A 25,216-nucleotide genomic window follows, 5' to 3' on the forward strand; every position below is an offset into this window, starting at 1 on the left:
GACTTTTGTTTTGATTATCGTGGTTGTAAAATAGAATTACTTTTCAAAACAATAAGCTAAAACAAAAAAGCGCTGCACTTTCATGCAACGCTTTGTGTCATTAGAATCTTTTAATCAATTCATCAGCGATCTTATTCTGCTTCTGCTACCACTTCTTCCACCTCAGGAATCATACGCTTCATCATTCCTTCAATACCTGCTTTCAACGTGATCATTGAAGAAGGGCATCCGCTGCAGCTTCCCTGCAATGCAAGATTTACTTTTCCATCTTTAAAACTTTTGAACTGGATAGCACCGCCGTCCATTTCAACAGCAGGCTTCACATAGTTTTCCAAAATTTCCTGGATGCGTTTTACCACATCGCTTTCATCGCCGCTCAACACTACTTCTTCCTTCACAGGCTCAACAATCTTTGATTCATCAATCACTGGCTTACCTTCTTCGAGGTAATCTTTCAAAAACTGGCGAATGGTGGGAATCAATTCCTGCCAATCCGTATCGGGAGTAGAACGTGTAAGCGTTACAAAATTGCTGGCAATAAACACAGCTTTCACGAAAGGAAAGCCAAAAAGTTCCTGCGCCAGCGGCGATGCATCGGCCGTTGCCACTTCAGGAAAATCTATGCTTTTACCAGGATACAACAGCTTGTTGGCAACAAACTTCATTGTTTCCGGGTTAGGGGTCATTTCTGTATAAATACTTATAACGGGGTTGCCTGTTTGTATCATATCGTTGAAACTTTAAGCTGCAAATTTAGCAACAAACAGTGGGTTTTTGAGGGTCTTTTATCATTTTAGCAGTTTTATGACGATTGATTGCCGAAACCCTTCGGTAATCGTAAATTAGAGGTATTAAAACAATAGGTCATGTTAGCACAGAAAATTGAAACGGAACTGAATCAACAGGTCAAACTTGAAGCCGAATCGTCTCAAATATACCTTGCCATGGCCAGCTGGGCCGAAGTAGAGGGTTACAGCGGGGTTGCCGCTTTCCTGTACAAGCATAGCGACGAAGAGCGTATGCACATGCTTAAACTTGTAAAATATATTAACGAACGTGGCGGACATGGAACAATTCCGGAATTAAAAGCTCCTTCCATAAAATACCAAGGCATAAAAGAATTGTTTCAGCAGGTGCTTGATCATGAAATACTGGTGAGCACAGAAATCAACAAACTCGTAGATAGTTGTTTGCAGGATAAAGATTATACAACTCACAACTTTTTACAATGGTATGTGAGCGAACAAATAGAGGAAGAAGCATTGGCCCGCCGCATCATGGATAAATTAAAGCTCATCGGTAACGATAAAAGCGGTATGTATCTTTTTGACCGGGATGTTTCAACGATGGGTGCCGAAGCAGCCAGCGGACGACCAGGGGCTGGACATCATTAATTTTATTTTTTGTTGAAGGATGGTGCTGTTTTCTTGCAGTGGCCATCCTTTTCTTTTACTTTGAGAGAAAGCGATCAGTTTGTTTCTTCACTTTAAAAACCTGCTTCATGCAAAGAGAATTATACGGATGGCACAGCCCCGCATTAAATAAAGAAATGCCCATTGCTATTTACGGTCATTATGGATTTGCGTTGTTAATGGTGCCCACGGCGGCAGCTGACTATTTGGAATATGAACGCTTCCAGTTGATGGATACATTACGTCCTTGGGTTGATGCTGGTAAGCTGAAAATTTATTCCGTAAACAGCATCAACACCGAAAGCTGGATGAATAATGAAATGGAAGGCGCACACAAAGCCATTCGGCAAAACCAGTTTAACGAATATATTTTTAATGAAGTTGTTCCTTTCATTAAAACCAATACATCGTTCGATACACCCATTATTACCTGCGGTGCATCGTTTGGTGCATTGCATAGTATGAATTTGTTTTTAAAACGACCGGACCTTATCAATGGCGTTATTGCTATGAGTGGCGTGTATGATCTTATGGAATACACGAAGGGGCATTATGATGAACAGGTGTATTATAATTCACCAATGCATTATATGCCCAACTTAACTGATCATGCGGTGCTTGAACAAATTCGCCAGAGTAGTCATATTCATATTTTCAGTGGAAGTGGTGCGTACGAAGATCCCTCCAGCAGTGGCCGCTTCGCAAAAATTTTATATGATAAAGGCATTAATTATGAGTTAGACATCTGGGGCGAAGAATGGCCACACGACTGGAATACATGGCGTGCTTTATTGCCGCATTACCTGGAAACAAGATTTTAACATAAGATTTTCCATTCATCAAATGCAATCAACAATCTGTTGGTTGCATTTGTAGTTTTAGTAGTTTTCATTTCCTAAACCAAAACGCATGAGAAAGTTATTGTTTCTTTTTTCAACTACTCTTTCATTACTCTCTGTTACTGCACAACAAAAAGATACCATTAGCAAAGAAGACCTGATCATTGCAGCCAAGGTAATGGGTCTTGAGTTTACTGAACCCGAGCGTGATAGCATGTTACGTAATGTGCGGGACAATCGCATTAACTATAGCAGGATGCGAGCCTTTTCGCTTAATAACAGCGTGCCCATGAGTCTTTGGCAAAGCCCCGTATTACCAGGTATGCAGTTTGAAACCAAACAACTCCCTGTTTTGTGGAATATTCCGTCCAATGTTTTTATGCCAATGAACAAAGCTGATCTTGCTTTCTATAATATTCTCCAGCTCGCATCGCTTATCAAAAACAAAAAGATCACTTCGGTTGATCTCACGAAATTTTTTATTGACCGAATCAGAAAATTTGGTGACACATTACAATGTGTTATTTCTCTAACAGAAGAGATCGCAATGCAGCAGGCAAGAAACGCTGATGCAGAAATAGCGAAAGGAAAATACCGTGGACCCTTGCATGGCATTCCTTATGGTTTAAAAGATCTGTTTGCAGTAAAAGGAACAAAAACTACATGGGGTGCTGCTCCTTACCAGGAACAAATAATTGAAGAAGATAGTTATGTTTATACAAAACTGAAAGATGCAGGTGCCGTGTTAATTGCAAAGTTTACACTCGGTGCATTAGCTATGGGCGATTGGTGGTATGGCGGCCGTACAAAAAATCCATGGAACTTAAACTTTGGTTCATCCGGTTCATCTGCTGGTTCTGCTTCGGCAACAGTAGCCGGGCTTGTTCCCTTTGCTATTGGTACAGAAACATTGGGTTCTATTGTTTCGCCATCAACTGTATGTGGCGCAACTGGGTTGCGACCAACATTTGGAAGTATCAGTCGTAGCGGTGGCATGACGCTTTCCTGGAGTCTTGATAAACCCGGACCTATTTGCAGAAGTGCGGAAGATGCAGCTGTTGTGTTTAATTATATTCACGGAACAGATGGAAAAGATCCCGGTGCAGTGAATATGCCATTTAATTATGGCATGAAAAAAGACATCAAAAAATTACGCATTGGTTATGCAAAAAATTTCTTTGATCGCATTAAAGACACAAGTGCGAACGAATGGAAAGTGTTGAAGGCGTTTGAACAAATGGGCATCAAACCAATACCAGTCAATTTTCCTGATAGCACATCTTACCCATTTGATATTGTTGGTATCATTATCAACGCCGAAAGTGCCGCTGCATTTGATGAATTAACAAGAACAGATATGGACGATAAGTTGACACGTCAAAACAGGAACGATTGGCCCAACTCTTTTCGTACAGCAAGATTAATTCCTGCAGTTGAATACATCAATGCAAACCGTCATCGCTATTTGCTGATGCAACAAATGAAAACATTTTTTGAAACCGTGGATATTGTTATTACACCAACCTATGGTGGAAGGCAATTGCAAATCACAAATCTTACCGGTCATCCTGCATTGGTATTGCCAACAGGTTTTAATCAACGAAATCTTCCAACAAGTATTACGTTTCTTGGTAAGTTATACGATGAGGCAACATTATTACAGGTAGGAAAAGCTTTTCAACTTGCAACAGGTTGGGATGATGTGCATCCACCTATGTTTAAGCAGTAAAAAATTGGGAGCATTATTTGGCTGAAGATAACACCAGTTCTTCTTTCTTCAGCTGCCTGTCATAAACAAAGGTGCCGAGTGGCAACCATGCAGCAATAAAAGCAAAGAGAAATTTTTTGAAAGGCCAGTTGTAATATTCTTTCACATAAAAAGCTAAGCCAACATAAACCACAAACAATAAACCATGTGCCCAGCCTACATATTTTACAGCTAGTGGCAGGTCAAACATATACTTCAAAGGCATGGCAATTAATAACAGTATTAAAAAAGAAATACCTTCTGCAATTCCTGTTTTGCGTAAAAGTTGGAGCGGTTTCAGATTCATGTTATAAAGAAGATCAGTGATTACAATCTGTAGTGTGGCAATGATTCGCTTTTTTGCAAAAACGATGGTTGAGCATATGTGCGGTGATGATCAAAGCAACTGCCGGTATCACAAATACAAATGAAGAATAAGGAAATTTTATAAACTGGTTGAGTGTAAACAACAACATACCTGCTGAGAAAGGGACCAGTGTTCCCCAATGATGATGGTGTTTTTTATAACCATGCCATAACGTAGAGAAACCGATTACAAAGGCCGCTCCTATTAGAACGATTTCCACAAACACGTTATGGATAATGTTGATCCCGAAAAGAGGAAGGCTGGTAATAAACAATGGCACAACAGCACAGTGTATGGCACAGGCTACAGATGCGGCGATTCCCAAGGCTTCCCAGTTAATACGAAAGTTCATAAAGGACAGCAAAAATACATATTTGCAATTATGTTGCAAATTTTATTTTGTTAAGAAATTCGCCTTTGTTCACTTCGTACCTTTGCGCTTCATTTTACAGATATGTCAAAAAAGTTGTGGTTTTACCTGGGTTTCTTTGTTCTGTTAACGGCTGTATTCTTCCTTGCTATTTTCTGGGGTACAGATCTCTGGCGTAAAAAATTGCCCACCATGAACGAGGTAAAAGACTTTGCTTTTGTAAACCAGTTAGGTGATACCATCAGCAACAATAATGTAGCAGGCAAAGTACAGGTAGTCGAATTTTTCTTTACAACGTGCACAGGCATTTGTCCAAAAATGAATACCAACATGGCGGTGATCGCCAAAGATTTTGCTGATGAAGAAGATTTTATCATACTAAGCCATACGGTTGATCCTGATAAAGATTCGGTTGCCCGTTTAAAACAGTATGCTGATTCAATGAAGATTGATCCAAAAAAATGGATGCTACTAACGGGCACTAAAGAAAAATTATACGAAGCTGCCCGCAAAAGTTATTTGCTCGACGATCAAAAGAACGGTCTTGATCCTATTGCCGACCAGTTCATTCACACGCAACTTTTTGCTTTGGTTGATAAAAGCGGCAAACTGCGTGGTATTTATGACGGACTTAAAAAACAGGAATTGACCAAGCTGAATGAAGACATCAGTCTTGTATTAAAAGAGAGCTATAATGGACCACGCTTTGTGAACGGAATTTTTCAGAATAATCCTAATTAAGTAATTTTCAGTATGAGCGAAGCGATCAAAGACTTGTTGAAAAAAAATCACATGAGTGTGACGGATAGCCGGTTGCAGATACTCGACATGTTCTTTAATGCACCGGGTGCTTTGGAGCATGCTGATATTGAAAAGAAAGCAAGTGATAAAATTGATCGTGTTACTATTTACCGCACATTACAAACATTCGAAGAAAAAGGAATCATTCATACAATCCCTACTGCAGACAATTCGGTGAAATATGCTTTATGCAAACACGATTGCGAAGAAGGTCATCACCACGATAACCATGTGCATTTTGTTTGCGACAACTGCGGTAAAACCATTTGCCTCGATGATGTGTTAGTGCCTGAAGTAAAATTGCCGAAAGGATTTCAGCCGCAAAAAAGTAATATGGTAGTGAATGGCTTTTGTAACGATTGCCGTAGCTAGAGCTAAGAGTTCTAAAAAGAAGAAAAGTTTTAAGAGAAGCATGTAGTGCTTCTCTTTTATTTTGTGTGCTTGCTAATTAGCGTAAATCGTCCCATTCTCTTTTACTCTTTTCTCTCTATTCAATTCTTGGCCAAAAAAAATGCCCTCCCGTAGAAACGGCAGGACATGATTAATGTTCTGATTTAGCACTGCAAATATCGGTATTAATTAATTAAGATTGTCCATTTCTGTTTTGGTAAAATCCATGAGCGTTTTAATATGGTTTGGCGAAAAGTCAAATTTCAGCCCTGCAGCTTCATATAACTGGGGTAATGTTTTAGTTCCGCCAAGAGCTAACGCTTCCATATAATGCGTTAATGCTTCTTGCTGATTTTGTTTAAACTGCATCCATAAACCAATTGCACCGAGCTGGGCAATACCATATTCTATATAATAAAACGGCACTTCAAACAAATGCAATTGACGTTGCCATTCATACGGTCTGAATTGTTCAAGTCCTGAATAATCAATCAAACCAGTACTGTATTCATTTGCCAATGCCATCCATTTAGCACCACGTTCTTCGGCGGTATGCGCTGGATTTTCATATAACCAATGTTGAAATGCATCAATACGGGCAATCCACGGCAAAATGGTCAGCACACGTTCAAGCTGTTTGAACTTTGCACGGCGCAACTCGTCCTTATCCTTAAAGAAAATATCCCAATGCTCCATGCTGAATAATTCCATTGCCATACTGGCTACCTCTGCTATCTCTGCTCCATATTCTTTAAAGCCGGTTAATTCAAGATCATGTGTAAGGAACGAATGAACTGCATGGCCACCTTCATGCACCATAGTAGTCACATCATCCAATGTGCCGGCTGCATTCATGAAAATAAACGGTGCACCGGTTTCAGCTAACGGCATATTGTAACCGCCAGGAGCTTTTCCTTTGCGGCTGTCGAGATCGAAACGTTTCAGTTCATTCATCTTACGCAAACAATCAGCAAAGAATGGATTCAGCTTTTCAAAACATTCGATTGTTTTTTCGGTCAATTCTTTTCCATTGCTAAACGGCTGCAACGGCTCGATGCCCTCCGGCTCCGCATCCATATCCCATGGACGTAACTGATCCACACCAATCGCTTTCCGTTGTTCTTCGTAAATAATTTTCACCAACGGAATCACATGTTGTTTTACTGCTTCGTGAAAATTGAAACAATCCTGTGGCGTGTAATCAAAACGACCAAGTTCTTTAAACTTATAATCACGGTAATTGTTGAAATCTGCATTCAATGCTAATTGGTGACGTTTCTCAACAAGCTTATCAAATAATGTATTTAATGCTTCACGATCCTGGTAGCGACGGTTTTGAATTTTCATGTACACTTCTTCACGCAACTTTCTATCAGGGCTTTCCAAAAACTTGCCTGCCTGTTGCAACGTGTATTCTTTTCCGTTCACTTCAACCGTCATTTTACCAGCAATTTGTCCAAACTGTTGCTGCATCACATTCAATTCGCTCATGATAGGAATGTTCGCTTCACGAAAAAGATCAATGCTTTTTTTGATGGAACGCAGGTAAGTAAAATATTTCTCAGCATCAAGTTCTTTGGTGAATTCACATTCAACCAATTTACGGTTGAGTTTATCTGCATAAGGTTGCATCTTGGGTGCAATCTCAATATAGAAATAGTTGAAGGCTTCTTCCAGTTGTTTATTCTCGGTGTCGCAGGTCATACGCACTTGTCGCCAGCAGGCATCTTCGCTAATTACTGCTTCCACTTCACTGCTGTCTTGTAACCACTGCTCGAGTTCTGCTTTACTTTCAATTGGCCGCTCAAGTAATTGTTTGAAATATGGTTCAAGTGTTTCCCATGTTGTGATGGTAAAATCTTTCGGCAAAAACTTTCGCTCAATAGGTTTAATATCTGCTGTGAGTAACATAGACAAGTGTTTTAAAAAATGATGCCGGTAAGTCGGTAAGCATGTAAGAAGATTTACTTCCCGCCTTCCGCCTCACCGGCAAAAATGTATTTCGTAAGAATTAATCTTCTTTCTTCTTCGCTGCTTTTTTTGGAGCGGCTTTTTTCTTTGGCGCTTCTTCAGCAGGTGCTTCTTCAGCTTTTGGTTCTGCTTTCTTTTTAGCAGCTTTTTTTGCAGGTTTAGCTTCTTCTGCCGAAGCTTCTTCCACAACCGCTTCTTCCTCTTCTTCTTCAGCTACCTCACTTAATTTAATTTCAATTCCTTTTGCGCTGATGATGCCAAACCACTTTACCATCTTCTTCATATCGCTTGTGTACACACGCTCAAAATCAAGATCGGGGTACACTTTTTCGAAATAGGCTTTAATGGCTTTTGCATCTTTTTCATCGGGCAACTTGCCCCCCGCAGTTTCCATTGCTTTAAAAATATCGGTAAGGTTTACATTGTCACGAACAGTGTATACTTCAATACTTTCTAGGTGTGAGAACTGGTGCTGACGTGTAGAAGCAAATTTTGTAGAATTATCATCGAGTGAACGCACAATAGCGCCATCGCTTTTGCTGCTAACGAGTTCGAACAAGCCGGGCATTCCGGTAACTGCAATTAATTTTCCGTATTCCATAATTTTCAATTCAAGGGGTGCAAGTTAAAGGTTTTCGTTTAACCTCATTTTAATTTCGCCCAAACAATGAAGCCCCTTTTTCTTCCTTGAATGAGCCCAAATTAAATCCAAATCATACCAATTACGGGCCAATTGGTCATCTTTAACAGGTCTTTTGTAGTACTTTTTATGAAAATCGGCGTTATGGTACACACATTGAGTAAATAGAAGAGGTAAACTATTTATATTCGTTTATAACTTAAAAGCCAAAATCCTAATCTTGAGCTTGCTACAAACAAAGGACGTAAATCTAAATCGAGTTTCCAGTAAACAGGTGGTGTCGTTTATACACGATAACCAGTTGTATAACTTACATGATTTTGCCAGCCTGGAATCTTTCTGTCCTAAATCGAATTGTACAAAAGCCTTTTACAAGCATCATAAAACATTTCACATCCGTGAGCGTATTGATAAAGTGTGGGATGCGTATAAAAACATTCACCCGAAACAAGCATGGTGTGGTAATATGCTGCAATTTGGTATGCAGTACTGCCGTAACAACAATGCCATTTCTTATATCGATGATGAATATGCGGGTGCAAAAGCAGGACAGATTGTTCTTATTCGTGTAAAGGCGTTGGGTGGTTTAGCAAAAGTGGCCGTTGGTCATGAAATTACTGCTGTGCACGAAGAGGAATATTGCCTCGAAACAAGTTACCTCGTAAAAGGAAAATCATTGGGCAGCCAGCGCATTCAATTACGCACTTGTAAAGATGGTTTTACCGAAATTTCGCACCATACCATTTACAAAAGCGGTTCGTGGCTGCGTGATAAACTCATATATCCTTTCTTTCACACAAAGGCCATTCGTGAATTTCACAGCAATATTCGTCGGTCTTTAGGCATCTCCTGATATCATTTTCTCCCATTCTGTTTGATTAGAAGATGGGGCGTATTGGGAAGCCAGAAGAAATTGCAAAAACAGTTGCTTTTTTATTGAGTGATGAAAGCAGTTTCACCACCTGAAGTTTAATTGCAGTTGATGGCGGTTATGTTTGTCAGTAAACGAATGTTTAGGCTATTCATTATTTTTGGGGCTTTATGGAACAGGAATATCATAAGATCATTATCATTACAGCTCCCTCGGGCGCAGGAAAAACCTCAATCACCAAACGGTTGATGAAACATTTTCCGCAGCTTGCGTTTTCTATTTCTGCAGCTACACGCAAACCAAGAGCTCATGAAAAAGATGGTGTTGATTATCACTTCATGACCACAGAAGCTTTCCAGGAAAAAATTCATGAAGATGCATTTATGGAATGGGAAATGGTGTACGAAGGAAATTATTATGGTACACTAAAATCAGAAATGAAACGCATCTGGAACAACAATCAAATTCCGGTGCTTGATATTGATGTAAAAGGAGCCATTCATATTAAAGACCTTTACCCTAAACAAATACTTACCATTTTTATTGAGCCCCCTTCCATTGACGAATTAAAAAGGCGGTTAGAAAGCCGGGGTACAGAAACTGCCGACTCATTACAGGCGAGGGTGAGCAAAGCATCGTACGAAATATCCTTCAAGCATTCTTTTCAACACGTGATCGTGAATGAGAATCTTGAAAAAGCAATTGCAGAAGCCATTACCATTGTTGGCGACTTCATGAAGGCTGACTAATCCACACTTGTAATTCCTGCTAAAAACACTATTTTTAATTACTATGAATTGGGTGCTATTGATATGGATAGGGGTAAGCATGTTATTTGTCGGCTTTTTTGCCGGGTTGCAAACTGCATTTGGTTCACTTAATCGTTTTTCTGTAGAACTTAAAAAAAAGCAAGGTGTGGCAAGTGGCCGCATTCTTAGTTTCTTCATCGAAAATCAAAGTCGTTTTATTGGTGCACTGCTGGTAGCTGTTACATTATCGCTTGTAGTGTTTGTGTTGCTGGTGAATCGTTTTTTTGATCCGCTGTGGAAACAAATGCCCACACAAATCCGTAACTCGGCTTTACGTATTATCATCGAATTATTAACCGCCGGAATTCTTGCATTACTGGTGCAAGTTGTATTTAAAGCCATCTTTCGTAAAAAAAGCAATGCTGTACTGTCGTTCTTTGCACAGTTGGTGAGTTTGCTTTACAGTTTCTTTTCTCCAGTTGCTTCTTTGTTTGTGGGTTTAGCAGAGTGGATTCTTAAATATTTATTTGACGTTCGCATAAGCGATAAGAAGGAAGCATTTACCCGTGTTGACCTGGAGCATTTTATTCAGCAGGGTAAAGATGATAATGAAGAATCACAGGATATCAATACGGAGTTGTTTGAAAATGCATTGTCGTTGCCTGGTGTTAAAGTGCGTGAATGTTTAATTCCACGTAAAGAAATAATTGGTGTGGAAACGTCTGCCAGTATTGAAGAGGTGAAGCAAAAATTTGTTGAAACAAAGCTCAGCAAATTGATCGTGTACGAAGGCAACATCGACAATATTCTTGGCTATGTTCATCAACTTGATCTTTTTCGCAAGCCTGCCGAAATTAAATCAATTTTACTACCCATTCCTGCAGTACCTGAAAGCATGGGGCTTACCGATCTTATCAGTCAGTTCACCCGTGAGCGTAAAAGTATTGCCTGGGTAGTTGATGAGTTTGGCGGCACCAGTGGAATTGTAACCATGGAAGACCTGCTGGAAGAAATTTTTGGCGAGATCCAGGATGAGTACGATACCGAAGAGTTTGTTGAAAAACAGCTGTCCGACAATGAATTTATTTTCAGCGGCCGACTTGAAACAGATTATCTCGCCGAAAAATATAACCTCGACTTTAAGGAAGAAAGCGATGCTGAAACCCTCTCGGGCTATATTGTTGAACACCATGAAACCATTCCTGTTGCAAAGGAACGCATCATTATCGACGACTACGAGTTCGATATTCTCTCCGTAAGTGAAACAAGAATTGAGACGGTAAAAATGAAGGTTCTACGCTAGGTATATTTCTGTAACCAGTTACAATTCGCTTATTCCGTTTATGTAAATCCCCGACATCTACGAAATCTTTATTTTATCTTTTCTTAATAGTTAACAACAAAACAAGAATTATGAACAAGCGTTTCGCAGTAGCCTTATCAGCTGTTTGTTTGTTAATGGGCACAGAAATTTCGGCCCAGGCAAAATCGGGAACCCCCGCTCCCGCTGACACAACGAAAAAGGCTCCCCCAAAACCCGCCGGTATTACCGACAAAGTAAAATCAAGTAAGAAGCATTCCGGTCTGTTTACACTCTACCAGGATACCGTAACAGGCAGTGTACAGATGTACGTAAGGAAAGACCAGTTAAACAAAGATTTCATTTACCAGAGTTTTTCCGTGAGTGGCCCTACCAGTTTATTTCTGAATCAGGGTATGCACCGTGCAACATTGGTATTTAAAATGAAGAAAGCTTTTGACAAGATCGAGTTCTCAACTGTCAACACGAATTTCTATTACGATCCAAAAAATGCCGTAAGCAAAGCCAACAATGCAGATGTGGCTGATGCAGTTTTCTATGCCGATAAAGTTGGAGCTGAAGATGCAGACGGTTACCTCGTAAGCGTTGACCAGTTATTCCTGAGCGATAAGCTTGATCCGGTAAAGCCAATTTTCCCACCAACTATTCCTCCGGGAGCTGTCTTTAATCTAGGCGGTTACAATCCAACAAAAAGCAAGTACAGCAATATCCGTTCATACCCTAACAACAGTGATGTGGTGGTTGATTTGGCGTATGATAACCCGATGCCTTTTAACCAGGGCGGAAAAGATATTACTGATGCACGTTTTGTGCGCATCAAACTCCAGCACTCATTTATTGAAGTGCCGGTGAATGATTACCAACCCCGTTATGATGACCCACGTGTAGGTTTTTTTACACAGGAAGTGGATGATCTTACGAAGAACGAGATTATTAATTACCGTGATATGATCAACCGCTGGCACCTGAAGAAAAAAGATCCTTCAGCAGCATTGAGCGAACCGGTTGAGCCAATCACTTTCTGGGTTGAAAACACCACACCGGTTGAATACCGTGAAATTGTAAAAGCTGCCGGCGAGCGTTGGAACGAAGCGTTTGAAAAAGCAGGTTTCAAAAATGCAGTGGTGATGAAAATCATGCCTGAAGATGCAACATGGGATCCTTCAGATATCCGTTACAATGTGATCCGTTGGGTATCTTCTCCCTATCCTCCTTACGGAGCGATCGGGCCCAGCTTTGTAAATCCAAAAACAGGACAGATACTTGGTAGTGATATCACCATTGAATGGAGAAGCGGTGCTGAAACCGGTTTTCTCGATGTAACTGAAGAGAATACTGCAGCACCTGTTAGCCTTCAACAAAAGATGATGGAAAATATGCCATCGCACATGCGTAAGCATTGGGCATCTTGTGCTATCGGTTCTGAACTTGCACAACAGTACGTTGCAGGTTCAACACTTCTTACAACAGCCGATGCTCCTCCTGCCGAAGTGAGAAAAGCGCATGAGCAGTTTTTATATTATCTCATCTTACATGAAATGGGTCACACTCTTGGTTTGAACCATAACATGAAAGCCAGCCAGATGCTGAGCCCTGCTGAAGTGCATAACACGGCCATCACCCAAAAATTAGGATTGCAAGGTTCTGTAATGGATTATCCTTCAATCAACATCAGTAGCGATAAAAGCAAGCAAGGTGATTACTACACCATGAAACCCGGACCATACGATCTGTGGGCTATTGAATTTGGATACCGTGAGTTTGCTCCAGCACAAGAGCAAGCTGAGTTGAATAAAATTCTCCGTCGCAGCCATGAAGCCAACCTTACATTTGGTAACGATGCTGATGATATGCGCAGCCCCGGCAACGGAATTGATCCTCGTGTAATGATCAACGACATGAGTAACGATATGGTTACCTATGGGGAAGACCGTATCAAATTTGTGAATGGCGCCATGAGCAAACTGTTAAATAAATATGCGAAAGGTGATAAGAGTTACCAGGAAGTACTGATCCGTTATAATGTCCTCAACAACCAACGCTTCCAGATGGCAAATGCTATCAGCCGTTATATTGGTGGTGTACAGGTCGACAGAAGTTTCCCGGGTCAGAACAATGGCGGAAAACCATTTGTGATCACACCCGTTGCTTATCAAAAAAGAGCCATGAATTTCCTGGCAACTTATGTGTTTGCGCCAAATGCATTTGAGGCAGATCAACAGTTATTGCCTTACCTGCAGGTTCAACGTCGTGGTTATAATTTCTTTGGTGCACCTGAAGATCCAAAGCACACTTCACTTGTGCAGAATTTCCAAACAAATATTCTTGCGCAACTGTTGCACCCAACTACATTGCGTCGTATCAACAACAGTGCATTGTATGGTAATACCTACAGCGTGGCTGATGTAATGAATGATATTGCCAATGCGCTTTTTAAAGCAGATGCTGCTGGTGCAGTAAATGTGTACCGTCAAAACCTGCAGACAGAATTCGTGAAAGGTGCAACAGCAATTGTAGCAGCACCTGCTGGCTTTGATAATCCTTCAAAAAGTGCAGCTTACAACACTCTACGCAAAGTGAGAACCATGCTTGGTACAGCCGTTTCGCCTAACGAGCAAACGAGAGCTCACCGTGGTATGCTCATGTTTATGATCGATAAAGCATTAGCTACAAAATAATCAGTTTCGAACTGTTGATTAAAGGCGGCCCGGATGGGCCGCTTTTTTTATGCCTGTAAAACGGAGGACAACCTTTTTTTGCTCATTCATTTCGGGTTACATTTGCAACTGAAATCATTAACCGTGTCGGAAACAAAATCAGAACGTCGATCAATTATTCAACGCATTCGTGGTGCAAGAGGTGAAGAAAAAGCTGAAATGAGTTTTATTGATCACCTCGAGGAACTACGTTGGCATGTTGTAAGAGCAGTGATCGCTATCATCGTTGCATCGCTGATCGTGTTGTTCAATATTGATTATGTGGTGAACAATATTTATATGGGACCGGCTCATGCAGATTTTGCTACCTACAAATGGCTTTGCAAAATTGGAAACTGGCTGCACGTTGATGCACTTTGCCTTGCTGATTTCAGCATCAAGTTCCAGAGTAATGCCATGACCGAACAGTTTCTTACAACTTTCACCGTTGGTTTTACTTCTGGTTTTATTTTAGCCTTTCCTTATGTGTTCTGGGAGATATGGAAATTTATTCGTCCTGCTTTGAGTGATAAAGAACGCAGTGGTACCACAGGCGCTATCTTCTGGATTTCTTCTTTATTCTTCCTTGGTGTTGCGTTTGGTTACTTTGTACTCACGCCATTCATGGTTAATTTTTATTCAACTTATTCACTCAGTCCGTTGATCGAGTTTCGCCCAACGATCAGTGATTATTTTGAAAACCTTATTTATTTAACTGTTGGTGTGGGATTACTATTCCAATTACCGGTAGTTGTAATGCTGCTTACAAAAGTTGGAATGCTTACGCCTATTACACTTCGCCGTATCCGCAAATATGCATTTGTGGTAATTATTATTATGGCGGCCATTATCACACCATCAACTGATCCGTTCAGTCTTGCATTGGTTACAATTCCTTTATATGGTTTGTATGAATTCAGTATTATGCTGAGTATGCGTATTTACAGACGACAAATTAAGAAAGAAGATATTGAAGAATGGAGTTGAGTGGAAGCCGAAAGCCGGTAGTGTTGAGTGAATAGTTGCAGAGAGATGCTACCTTTGTAAAAGTAATTAGCCGTTATCATTTTTAAACTGTTCGTTATGCAAATTTTTGATATGAGTAAACCCGTGGCAATTGGTTGCGATCATGCAGGGTTCGACTACAAAGAAGACCTGATCTCTTTTTTGGAAGGAAAAGGAATTATGTTCAAAGATTTTGGTACTTACTCAAAAGAGAGTGTTGATTATCCCGATTTTGCTCATCCCGTTGCATCGGCAGTTGAAAATGGTGAAGCTGCATTCGGCATTTTATTATGCGGCAGTGCCAATGGCGTTGCCATTACGGCCAACAAACACCAGGGTGTGCGTGCCGGTCTTTGCTGGGGCGAAGAAATTGCACAATTAGTGCGTGCACATAACAATGCCAACATCATCTGCATTCCTGCCCGTTTTGTGCGTGAAGGCGATGCAGAGAAAATGGTGAACACATTTATGACCACCGAATTTGAAGGTGGCCGCCATGGTTTCAGGGTGAATAAAATTGCCTGCGCTTAATAAATTCCGGTTCACAACCGCTCATATATCTATCCCGCCAATGGCGGGATTTTCTTTTATATTCGGCCTTCTAAAAAAAAATGCATGAGGACATTCTTCTTGGCAGCACTTAGTTTGCTTGCTTTTTCTGCATCGGCCCAAAAGAAAAATAAAACGGCCGAGCAATTTTCAAAAACAATCACACAACAGGATCTGAAAACGCATTTGTACATTCTTGCCGGGCCAGAAATGGAAGGTAGAGAAACAGGTACAGCAGGTCAGCGTAAAGCAGCTGAGTATTTAAAACAACAGTTTCAACGCATTGGCATTGCTCCTGCTAACAATGGCAACTACGAACAGTTTTATCCATTGTACAAAGACACGCTGAAAGAAGCAACTGTAACTGTGAGTAACAAAAGCTACGAGTTTGGTAAAGATTTTTCTGCGGCACTCAACAGCATCATTACTACGCAACAGTTTTTCAGCGAAGTGCTGTATATGAGCAAGGTTGATACTACAACCGATATTCGTGGAAAAGCAGTAGTGATCGTCGCAAAGAACGGGACACAGCTTCCTGCTTTCAACGACATCAATAAGTTGTATAGCCGCCAGCCAGCTGCCATTTTATTTGTGGTAAACAATATTGATAAACAACCTTCACCCCGTGTTGGTCGTTTAAGTATGAACCTTTATCGGAACCGTCAAAATCCGTTGGTGGTTCGTATTTCAGAAGCAATGGGTGAGGCATTATTGAAAACTGATTTTGCCACTGCAAAAGCAGAAAAGCTTGAAACAAAAACCGTTGCTACCGAGTTAATGCTCAACTTTAAGAAAGACTTTGATGTTACACAAGCATCGAACGTGTTGGGTATGATCGAAGGAACGGATAAAAAAGATGAGTGGATCATTATTTCTGCGCATTACGATCATGTGGGCATTATCAATGGTAAACTTCACCCCGGTGCTGATGATGATGGCAGTGGTACAGTTGGTGTGCTTGAAGTAGCGGAAGCATTTGCAAAAGCAAAAGCAGCTGGCAAAGGTCCACGTCGCAATATTTTATTCTTAGCTGTGAGTGGCGAAGAAAAAGGTTTGTGGGGAAGTGCTTATTATGCTGATCATCCTGTTTTCCCGTTAGAGAAAACAAGTATTGATATCAATATCGATATGATCGGTCGTAAAGATGATAATATCAAATCACTCGATACAAACAATCATGTTTACTTAATTGGTGATGATAAACTCAGCAGTGAGTTACCACGTTTTGTTGACAGCATCAACAACATGTACATCAAAATTATTACCGACAGAAAGTACAACGATCCAAAAGATCCGAACCGTTTATACTACCGAAGCGACCATTACAACTTTGCTGCGAAAGGAGTTCCTATTGTTTTCTTCTTTGATGGTATTCATAAAGACTATCACAAGCCAAGCGATACACCTGACAAGATCAATTATGATCTGCATGAAAAACGTACCAGACTCGTGTTCTTCCTTGCATGGGATGCTGCTAACCGTAACAATATGTTTGTAAGAGATATTCCATTGAACGTTCCTCCGAGATAATAACATTGACTTGAAATAAAAACAAACCCCGGCATTACTGCCGGGGTTTTTGGTTTTTCAACCTATACATCATCAATAGTAGACTTTTTATTTTCCTACTTGTCAGGAAAGGAAGAGAATCAACAGTTGTGCTGCAATAATCCGCAAGATCATCGTTAATGGATAAACCGTTGCATAAGTAACAGATGCAACTTCATTCTTTGCTAATTGTGCAGAGAACGCTAATGCGGGTGGGTCGGTACTGGCGCCTGAAAGCAAACCACACACTTCAAAAAAAGTTTTACGAAATACATAGTGTGCGATCATACCAACGATCAACAATGGAACAATGGTAATTGTAAGTCCCATTACTATCCACAGCCAGGCATTGTTGCCGCTTAATGCTGTTTGCAGATTTGCACCACTGCTTAATCCAACACTTGCAAGGAATAAACTGATGCCTAATTCACGCAGCATTAAATTGGCACTGTAAGTTGTGTATTGATTCAAATAAAGCTTGCCACCATAGCGGCTCAACAACAAGGCGATGATGAGCGGACCACCAGCCAACCCAATTTTCACCGGTACAGGCATGTTAAAAAAGAACATGGGGATACTACCAAGCAACACACCAGCTACAATGCCGATAAAGATGGGCGCTAGATCAGGCACATCTAAACGTTTCAATTGGTTGCCGATTGTTTTGGTCACCATATCAACACCTTCTTTAGTACCAACTACTTTTAACTGGTCACCCAATTGCAATACGATATCACCATGTGCTACCATTTCCACTCCTGCACGACTTAAACGTGTTAATGTGAAATCGTGTTGATGCAAGGCAGCAATATCGCCTAGTCTTCTATGTGTAACATCGGCCTGCGTTACCACAACAATGCGGGATATCAATTCGCTTTGCGGCACTTCTTTCAAATTCATTTTACTTTCTTCGCCAATGATCATCTTCAACACTTCCAACTGATCTTTATGCGCTACAACTAACAGCACATCATTTTCGCCTAGATGTGTTTGTGGTGTTGGCGTAACAACTGTTCCGTTATGAAATAACCTTGAAACAACGATGGGTTCTTTCAGCAATTCAAATATGGTACGTAGTGGTTTACCGATGAGTTGTTTATTCTGCATGACTAAATGAACAGAAACCGGTTTGTTCGATTTCAAAACATCAAGTTTGCGATGGAGTTCCCGTTCCTTTTCAAGGTTAACACGAAAAATCAGTTTTAGAATAAGGATAGCGCCAATAATTCCAAACACACCAAACGGGTACACCACTGCATATGCTAAAGTGATAAACGAAGTATCTTCTGCAGCGAGATGCAGATCTTTTGCAGCCGCTTGTGCTGCACCAAGTCCTGGAGTATTGGTTACCGCACCACTCATTACCCCGGTAAGCGTGGCAATAGGTTGTTGTAGCAAGTAATAAAACACAACAACAATGAGTACACCAAGCGCAACTACTAATGCGGCTAACCCATTCGTTACAGCTGCATTTTTCTTCAATGATGAAAAGAAACCTGGCCCTACCTGCAAACCAATGGAGTAGACAAAAAGGATCAATCCAAATTCTTTCAGGAAATGTTCAGTCTCTTTATTGATGTGTATACCGAAATAAGAAACTGCTAAGCCCATAAATAATATCCAGGTAACACCTAATGAAATGCCGAAAATTTTTAAACGACCGAGCCAGATGCCGAGTGCGATGACGATACCGTAGATGATGACTGTTTGGGGAATGCTTTCTTCGGTAAGAAGTTTGATAAACCAGTTCATAGAAATGAAATAAGATGCGTAAAACTAAGGTTGGTAAAAAAAACAAATACTAATCACAATCACAGTTGAAACTTTTTTTAAACATATTCTGCTGAAAATGCAGCTTAATTATCCTGTACTGTCATGCTGTAAGTCCAGCTGTCGTGCCACATTAATCCGCCAAAAAACACACTGATAAATTCAAAAGGAACTAAACGCAAAAGCGATCGTACAAAAGCTTTTCTATATCCAAGAGCTGAACCATCTACCTGTACAACTTTTGTTTTAGTGAGGAATTTGCCCAATGTTTTTCCTTTTGCTCCTTCCAACAGGGTATAATATAAAATGTATGATGCAACAAAGGCCAACAAAAAGATCAACTGTACAGCACCACCCGGTAAACTTTGCTCATTAAATTTCAACAGGTAAGCGAATGACCCTGCCACTAATCCAAGGAAAAGATTTACTAAATAAAACGCAACAAGGTCAATTGTAAAATTTAGTAATCGTTGCCCAATCGTCGCAAATTTGACCTTTGGTTCCGTAAAATCTGAAAGCAGGTTTGCTTGTTCCATAAGTTTTGTTTGCGATGATGCATTCAAATTAATCCTTTCTTTTTGCTTAAAACAAAAAAGCCGCTCTGTAAAATTCTACGGAGCGGCTTTATGAAGTTTCTTTTTATTCTTATTGACCAAGTATCCATGCAAAGATCAATGGCGCCACAATTGTTGCATCGCTCTCTACAATAAACTTTGGTGTATTGATATCTAGTTTGCCCCATGTAATTTTTTCATTGGGCACCGCACCACTGTAAGAACCAAATGATGTGGTTGAATCGCTGATCTGGCAGAAATAACTCCAGAACGGAACATCATGCCATTCAAGATCCTGGTACATCATCGGCACAACACAAATTGGGAAATCACCGGCAATACCCCCACCGATCTGGAAGAAGCCAACACCTTTTCCCCCGCTGTTCTGGCGATACCAATCGGCCAGCCATACCATGTATTCAATACCATTCTTCACTGTGCTTGCTTTCAGTTCATTCTTGATCACATAGCTGGCGAAAATGTTTCCTGTTGTGCTGTCTTCCCAACCTGGCACAACAATCGGAATATTTTTTTCCGCAGCAGCTACAATCCAGCTGTTCTTGGGATCAATTTCATAATACTGTTTTAGATCACCACTCAATACAGTTTTGTATAAAAATTCGTGCGGGAAATAACGTTCGCCTTTTTCTTCTGCTTCCACCCATTGGCGATGCAAATGTTTTTGCAAACGACGAAAAGCTTCTTCTTCAGGAATACAGGTATCGGTTACACGATTGTAATGGTTCTCTAACAGATCCCACTCATCCTGTGGTGTAAGATCTCGATAGTTAGGCACACGCTTGTAATGACTATGTGCAACAAGGTTCATGACATCTTCTTCCAGGTTGGCACCGGTACAACTAATGATCTGTACTTTATCCTGGCGAATCATTTCTGCTAAACTTAAACCAAGCTCAGCAGTGCTCATGGCTCCTGCCAGTGTGATCATCATTTTACCACCTTCGTTCAGGTGTGTTTCGTATCCTTTGGCAGCATCTATTAATGCAGCAGCGTTGAAATGACGGTAATGATGTTGAATGAATTGTGAAACGGGTCCTTTGTTCATTTTTTAAATTTTAAAAGTGACCGCCTTCAGATCCCGACCCAAGTGCCGGGAGACTTTGCGAATCCCGATTTTTATCGGGAGCGTAAAAATAAAGATTCTAAAGTTTTACCCTGATTAATTTATCCATAAAAAAAGCCCCCCGATCAGTACGGGAGGCTATTCCAAAACAACACCTGTAGTGTATTAATTTTTCTTTTTTGTTTTACTGATTTTTGAATAATCACCGTAGGTTGACACTTTGTAAATAGCAAAGCATTTTGTTTCATCCGTTTTTACGAGATAGAACAATTCACCTTGCTTGCTTATTTCAGCAATATTTAAAATTTGTTTGTCTTTTGTTAGTGCTGTTACAGCTTCTGCTGCCAGGAAAGTCATTTGTTTTAACTGGATAGAACGATGCACCGCTTCCACTGCCCCATCAGCTGTGTACCATGCCAGCATACGATCTTCATTTAATTTGAAAGTGGCAAGATAATAACCGTCTTTTTCTGTCCAGCTAACCTGTGTGGCATCAGCGAATTGCTTTTCGAACGCTGCCATTACTTTTTCATTTTCAACAGGAGAAGGTGAGGCCCAGGCTGATGCAGCGATGACTACTGCACACAGCATTGCAAATACTTTTTTCATAATTTATATTTTAAGGTTTAATGATTAATGACTCTTTACAGAAATCATTGAAGAGTCAAATGTAGTTGGCGCCATATAGTAGTGCAACCTAATCTTGACAAAAGGCTGTTAACACATCCTTCATAGTGATGAACGGATGCAACAAGTGTAACACGGACATGCCCAAATAGTAAAATCCTTTACAGCAAAGGGTTTCAACCACTCTTAAAGAAATGGTAAATGCCGAGTGCACGGTTAAATGGTAAAAGCGCAAAGGATGAATGGAAACGACTTTACTGTTTTTTACATAACTCCAGCCAATCTTTTACACCCTGTACAATAGCTGCTGCCATTTGTTTTCGGTAAGTGGGATCAAGTACATTGGCTTCATCTTCCGGATGACTGATAAACAAGGTTTCTACCAGTACATTAGGGAATTCAGTAAAACCATTAAGAATAAAATTGAAATTCCCGACATTACCATACTCACCTAAACCTATATCAAGCATGCGTTGCAAAATTGTTTTGGTGAGCAGACGATAACCGATGTGTTTATAGTAAGTGCTCACGCCTTTTATGCGTACAGGATCGGCGCTGCTGTTGAGATGAATGCTGATAAGCAAATGAGGATTTGCATGCTGAAACACCGTATAGCGGTCATGGTTATCGTAGGTAGTGTCTCTCGTTCTTGTTGTAACCACTTTTGCTCCTTCTGCTTCCAATGCAGTTTGCAATTCTTTGGCAATAGCAAGCGTCATATCTTTTTCCATCACACCCGTTAACCCAAAAGCACCTTTATTACTACCACCATGACCTGCGTCAATTGCTATGATGAGATTATTGAGTGAAAGGATCGGAGGTTGACGTTTAATCCTAATAACAAGATTGTTGCCATTGTAATAAATGCGATGACCCCAATGTTGTGTATGTTTCAGATCGATACTGATGCGAAAAATATCGCCGTCGATTTGCTGGTAAGAAACATCATCGATCTCTTTAGTGTTGCCCATTTGTGTGATCCAGTTGGTATTTGATGTTGCGCCAAATACATCCACTACGATCTTTGATGGATTTACTTGCTGAAATGTTTGATAAGGCAATCGTTCAGTTAATGCAAGAGATACATAATCAAAACTACTATCGCCCCAAACACGCATATTAGCTGTAAGTGATGAAGGCGTGTAATTATGCTCAAGCACATTCACATGTTCGTCTTCAATATACGCCTGCCTGTTTTTACTCAACTGCACACAATATTTATTCCCCACCTTACTTACTGCTTTCAGCTTCACAAGCGAATCAACATAACCCATCTTTGTTCCGCCCAACCTGTCTTCACCAAGCCCGAGAAGAATGTAGGGTATCTTTCCTTTTGTCTCCAACAACAAGCCATTTGAGGGCATCATTGCAAAATTGCTCTTACTCGTTGCTTCAATCGGATCGTTTACAGCTTTTGCCCAAACCATCAATTTCAATTTCGCTGGTTTATCAGCAAACAGATCATCTTTTTCTTTCACCACATATTCCATTTGGTAAATGCCTTTCACAGCATTTGAATCTTTCACATAGATTTCTTTGAATGCAGTTCCGTTTTCAAGTTGCACTACAGAACCAGGCAGGGCTTTAACCGTCATCTTTAATTTATCTCCGGGCTTAACTAATAAATGATCAGCCTGGGGCTCTATCCGCCAATAAGCAACGGTATTTGTTGTGAGTGTTTTTTCTTTTTCCGGTAATTGATAATTAAAAAAGATGCGCTTCGATTCTTTTGCTCCCTGAACATTTGATGCTTCCAATAAAAAACTGGTATCACCTTGTTTAAGATTGAGCTCAACAGCAAATGCACCGGTCGGCCACACTTTGGTTTCGGTACCGTTTACTGTAAGTGTACAGCCTTTGCAGGTAAGTCCGGTTATAAATTGTTTTGAACCCGTAACAGCGTTCTGCGTTTTTGATGGCGTAACGGTACGCAAAAAAACCTGCTGCGCACTTGTTGTATAAAAAAGCAAAAATGATATAGTAAATAAAAGAAGACGCATAATGTAAGTTGAAATAAAAAATCCCTTGCAAATTAGCAAAGGATTTTTAAAAGGATGTGGTAAGTCATTTTATCGAATGACTTACCGGTGTGTACAGTGTTACAACGGATATTTTCCGTCGTTTCTCAGCTTGGCTACGATTCGCCTTCTAGCTTCTTTAGTATTATAAGGATCAACTTTTGTAAAACGTTTCAGACCCAGTAACATCATGCGATGTTCATCGCCTTCAGCAAATGAGTTGATGGCATCTTTTCCAAACTTGTTGATACGATCGGCAGCATCATATAGATAGGTATGCATCATATCCAACTCGAACTGGCAGGCTGTTTCACCTTTTTCTGCAACCATTTTTGCTGCACGCAATAAGGCACTCTCCGCATTAAATGTTTGAATGGCCATATCAGCAATATTCATCAATACTTCCTGCTCATGTTCAATTTTCATCATGAATTTCTGCACAGCAGCTCCTGCTGTTAACATGATGGCTTTTTTGAAATTAGCGATGGCTTTAAATTCTTTGGCGAACGGTGTTTCATCTTCACTACCGAAATCTGGAATGCTCATTAATTCTTTCTGCACATTCATAGCTGCATCCATAATTGCCAAACGACCTTTCATTGCACGCTTCAACACCATATCAACGGTGAGGAGTCGGTTGATCTCGTTTGTTCCCTCGTAGATGCGGTTGATACGACTATCACGGTATGCTCTTGAAATATCATATTCATCACTAAAGCCATTACCACCGTGAATCTGCACCCCTTCATCCACCACGTAATCCAGCACTTCACTTCCATCTACTTTCAACATGGCACATTCAATTGCATATTCTTCAGCAGCACCAAGCAACGCTTCGTTGAAAGGTTTGCCCGAAGCTAAAAGTTCATGCTCCATGTCGTCGATCCACTTACTGGTGCGGTACAACGCACTTTCACAAACCCAGATACGGGTTGCCATTTCTGCCAATTTGTATTGAATTGCACCGAAGTTGATGATAGGTGTTTTGAATTGCTCACGTGTTGCTGCATAAGTTAGTGCAATGTTCAACGAACGCTTAGATCCACCTAAAGCAGCTGCCGCTAATTTCAAACGACCAATGTTGAGAATGTTGAAAGCGATCACATGACCTTTGCCTCTTTCACCTAATAAATTTTCAACCGGCACTTTGCAATCCTGGAAATACAATTGCACAGTTGATGAACCTTTGATACCCATTTTATGTTCTTCCGATCCCTGTGTAAAACCTTCCATGCCTCGCTCAACAATAAAGCAGGTGAAATCTTTGCCATCGATTTTAGCGAACACAGTATAAACATCAGCAAAGCCACCATTGGTGATCCAGCATTTTTGTCCATTCAGAATGTAATGCTTACCATCTTCACTTAATACAGCTGTTGTTTTTGCACCAAGTGCATCACTACCGCTGTTTGGCTCCGTTAAACCATAAGCTCCTTTCCATTCACCGGTTGCTAACTTGGGAATGTACTTTGCTTTTTGTTCGGGTGTGCCGAAATATAGAATAGGTAATGTGCCAATGCCTGTGTGTGCGGCAACGGCTACTGAAAAAGAATAACCACCACCAAGTCCTTCGTTTACCAATGTTGCTGTGATAAAATCTTTACCTAAGCCACCATACTCTTCCGGTGCTGATGTTCCGAGTAATCCCTGCTCACCAGCTTTGTCCATTAGCGAAGGCATGAGTCCTTGTTCCATTTTATCAAGGCGGGCAACAAGTGGTAATACTTCGGTATCAAGAAACGTTGCACACATTTCTTTTACCATCACTTGTTCTTCGTTAAAATTTTCAGGCGTAAATACATCCTGCGGAGAACTGGCTTTGATTAACCATTCGCCTCCTTTTAATGTTGTTGCAATCGTTGCGGTACTCATATCAATAGTATTTAA

Annotated in this window: 24 protein-coding genes; 13 read left to right on the plus strand and 11 right to left on the minus strand. The window is 40.5% G+C overall.

The features are described 5' to 3' along the window. Nucleotides 1–131: 131 nt before the first annotated feature. The gene (locus ACO1QW_RS19315; RefSeq protein WP_486261024.1) at nucleotides 132–728 is read right to left on the minus strand and encodes a NifU family protein; all 597 of its coding nucleotides are present in this window, start codon (nucleotides 726–728) and stop codon (nucleotides 132–134) included. Between the two features lie 138 nt (nucleotides 729–866). Between ACO1QW_RS19315 and ACO1QW_RS19320 the strand changes: the two genes are divergently transcribed. From ACO1QW_RS19320 to ACO1QW_RS19330, 3 genes are all read left to right on the plus strand, one after another. Continuing rightward, complete coding sequence (locus ACO1QW_RS19320; protein ID WP_486261025.1) at nucleotides 867–1,394, plus strand: ferritin; 528 nt, start codon at nucleotides 867–869, stop codon at nucleotides 1,392–1,394. 107 nt (nucleotides 1,395–1,501) lie between these two features. After that, entirely contained in the window at nucleotides 1,502–2,233 is a 732-nt protein-coding gene (locus ACO1QW_RS19325) for an esterase family protein (RefSeq protein WP_486261026.1), read from the plus strand. 88 nt (nucleotides 2,234–2,321) lie between these two features. Beyond that, the gene (locus tag ACO1QW_RS19330) at nucleotides 2,322–3,980 is read left to right on the plus strand and encodes an amidase (RefSeq protein ID WP_486261027.1); all 1,659 of its coding nucleotides are present in this window, start codon (nucleotides 2,322–2,324) and stop codon (nucleotides 3,978–3,980) included. A 13-nt stretch (nucleotides 3,981–3,993) separates the two neighbouring features. Here the strand turns inward: ACO1QW_RS19330 and ACO1QW_RS19335 are convergent, their stop codons facing one another. Together ACO1QW_RS19335 and ACO1QW_RS19340 are read right to left on the minus strand one after the other, a co-directional pair. Beyond that, nucleotides 3,994–4,305 carry a DUF3817 domain-containing protein gene (locus tag ACO1QW_RS19335; protein WP_486261028.1) on the minus strand — a complete coding sequence of 104 codons (312 nt, stop codon included), beginning with the start codon at nucleotides 4,303–4,305 and terminating at the stop codon, nucleotides 3,994–3,996. Nucleotides 4,306–4,318: 13 nt separating this feature from the next. Continuing rightward, on the minus strand, nucleotides 4,319–4,717 hold the full coding sequence (locus ACO1QW_RS19340) for a MerC domain-containing protein (RefSeq protein WP_486261029.1): 399 nt from the start codon (nucleotides 4,715–4,717) through the stop codon (nucleotides 4,319–4,321). A gap of 102 nt (nucleotides 4,718–4,819) precedes the next feature. Between ACO1QW_RS19340 and ACO1QW_RS19345 the strand changes: the two genes are divergently transcribed. Together ACO1QW_RS19345 and ACO1QW_RS19350 are read left to right on the plus strand one after the other, a co-directional pair. Further along, a complete protein-coding gene (locus tag ACO1QW_RS19345; RefSeq protein WP_486261030.1) occupies nucleotides 4,820–5,476 on the plus strand; it encodes an SCO family protein in 657 nt (218 codons plus the stop codon). Nucleotides 5,477–5,488: 12 nt separating this feature from the next. Continuing rightward, the gene (locus tag ACO1QW_RS19350; protein WP_486261031.1) at nucleotides 5,489–5,908 is read left to right on the plus strand and encodes a Fur family transcriptional regulator; all 420 of its coding nucleotides are present in this window, start codon (nucleotides 5,489–5,491) and stop codon (nucleotides 5,906–5,908) included. Nucleotides 5,909–6,115: 207 nt separating this feature from the next. Here ACO1QW_RS19350 and ACO1QW_RS19355 read toward each other — a convergent pair whose 3' ends face one another. Next, entirely contained in the window at nucleotides 6,116–7,837 is a 1,722-nt protein-coding gene (locus ACO1QW_RS19355; RefSeq protein ID WP_486261032.1) for a M3 family oligoendopeptidase, read from the minus strand. A 100-nt stretch (nucleotides 7,838–7,937) separates the two neighbouring features. Beyond that, on the minus strand, nucleotides 7,938–8,498 hold the full coding sequence (locus ACO1QW_RS19360) for a DUF5606 family protein (protein WP_486261033.1): 561 nt from the start codon (nucleotides 8,496–8,498) through the stop codon (nucleotides 7,938–7,940). 259 nt (nucleotides 8,499–8,757) lie between these two features. Between ACO1QW_RS19360 and ACO1QW_RS19365 the strand changes: the two genes are divergently transcribed. The 8 genes from ACO1QW_RS19365 (at nucleotide 8,758) to ACO1QW_RS19400 (ending at nucleotide 17,258) form a co-directional block, all read left to right on the plus strand. After that, complete coding sequence (locus tag ACO1QW_RS19365; protein ID WP_486261034.1) at nucleotides 8,758–9,390, plus strand: hypothetical protein; 633 nt, start codon at nucleotides 8,758–8,760, stop codon at nucleotides 9,388–9,390. A gap of 32 nt (nucleotides 9,391–9,422) precedes the next feature. Then, nucleotides 9,423–9,503: an SDR family oxidoreductase gene (locus ACO1QW_RS19370; RefSeq protein WP_486261610.1), complete on the plus strand. Its 81-nt coding sequence runs from the start codon at nucleotides 9,423–9,425 to the stop codon at nucleotides 9,501–9,503. A gap of 75 nt (nucleotides 9,504–9,578) precedes the next feature. Then, a complete protein-coding gene (gene gmk, locus ACO1QW_RS19375) occupies nucleotides 9,579–10,157 on the plus strand; it encodes a guanylate kinase (RefSeq protein ID WP_486261035.1) in 579 nt (192 codons plus the stop codon). 43 nt (nucleotides 10,158–10,200) lie between these two features. Continuing rightward, nucleotides 10,201–11,460, plus strand: a complete 1,260-nt coding sequence (locus ACO1QW_RS19380) for a hemolysin family protein (RefSeq protein WP_486261036.1) — start codon at nucleotides 10,201–10,203, stop codon at nucleotides 11,458–11,460. 110 nt (nucleotides 11,461–11,570) lie between these two features. After that, on the plus strand, nucleotides 11,571–14,156 hold the full coding sequence (locus tag ACO1QW_RS19385; protein WP_486261037.1) for a zinc-dependent metalloprotease: 2,586 nt from the start codon (nucleotides 11,571–11,573) through the stop codon (nucleotides 14,154–14,156). 123 nt (nucleotides 14,157–14,279) lie between these two features. Further along, nucleotides 14,280–15,161 carry a twin-arginine translocase subunit TatC gene (tatC, locus tag ACO1QW_RS19390; RefSeq protein ID WP_486261038.1) on the plus strand — a complete coding sequence of 294 codons (882 nt, stop codon included), beginning with the start codon at nucleotides 14,280–14,282 and terminating at the stop codon, nucleotides 15,159–15,161. A 96-nt stretch (nucleotides 15,162–15,257) separates the two neighbouring features. Continuing rightward, the gene (rpiB, locus tag ACO1QW_RS19395; protein WP_486261039.1) at nucleotides 15,258–15,710 is read left to right on the plus strand and encodes a ribose 5-phosphate isomerase B; all 453 of its coding nucleotides are present in this window, start codon (nucleotides 15,258–15,260) and stop codon (nucleotides 15,708–15,710) included. 84 nt (nucleotides 15,711–15,794) lie between these two features. Beyond that, the gene (locus ACO1QW_RS19400) at nucleotides 15,795–17,258 is read left to right on the plus strand and encodes a M28 family metallopeptidase (RefSeq protein WP_486261040.1); all 1,464 of its coding nucleotides are present in this window, start codon (nucleotides 15,795–15,797) and stop codon (nucleotides 17,256–17,258) included. Between the two features lie 102 nt (nucleotides 17,259–17,360). On the opposite strand, the gene ACO1QW_RS19405 is transcribed toward ACO1QW_RS19400, so the two are convergent. The 6 genes from ACO1QW_RS19405 to ACO1QW_RS19430 form a co-directional block, all read right to left on the minus strand. Further along, nucleotides 17,361–19,028, minus strand: coding sequence for a putative transporter (locus ACO1QW_RS19405; protein ID WP_486261041.1), 1,668 nt, complete (start codon nucleotides 19,026–19,028; stop codon nucleotides 17,361–17,363). A 104-nt stretch (nucleotides 19,029–19,132) separates the two neighbouring features. Next, entirely contained in the window at nucleotides 19,133–19,582 is a 450-nt protein-coding gene (locus tag ACO1QW_RS19410; RefSeq protein ID WP_486261042.1) for an RDD family protein, read from the minus strand. 109 nt (nucleotides 19,583–19,691) lie between these two features. Further along, nucleotides 19,692–20,666: a deoxyhypusine synthase family protein gene (locus ACO1QW_RS19415; RefSeq protein WP_486261043.1), complete on the minus strand. Its 975-nt coding sequence runs from the start codon at nucleotides 20,664–20,666 to the stop codon at nucleotides 19,692–19,694. A 183-nt stretch (nucleotides 20,667–20,849) separates the two neighbouring features. Continuing rightward, on the minus strand, nucleotides 20,850–21,293 hold the full coding sequence (locus ACO1QW_RS19420; protein WP_486261044.1) for a hypothetical protein: 444 nt from the start codon (nucleotides 21,291–21,293) through the stop codon (nucleotides 20,850–20,852). 272 nt (nucleotides 21,294–21,565) lie between these two features. After that, a complete protein-coding gene (locus ACO1QW_RS19425) occupies nucleotides 21,566–23,311 on the minus strand; it encodes an N-acetylmuramoyl-L-alanine amidase (RefSeq protein WP_486261045.1) in 1,746 nt (581 codons plus the stop codon). 99 nt (nucleotides 23,312–23,410) lie between these two features. Then, nucleotides 23,411–25,201 carry an acyl-CoA dehydrogenase family protein gene (locus tag ACO1QW_RS19430; RefSeq protein WP_486261046.1) on the minus strand — a complete coding sequence of 597 codons (1,791 nt, stop codon included), beginning with the start codon at nucleotides 25,199–25,201 and terminating at the stop codon, nucleotides 23,411–23,413. Between the last annotated feature and the right edge of the window lie 15 nt (nucleotides 25,202–25,216).

The organism is Lacibacter sp. (assembly GCF_057361365.1).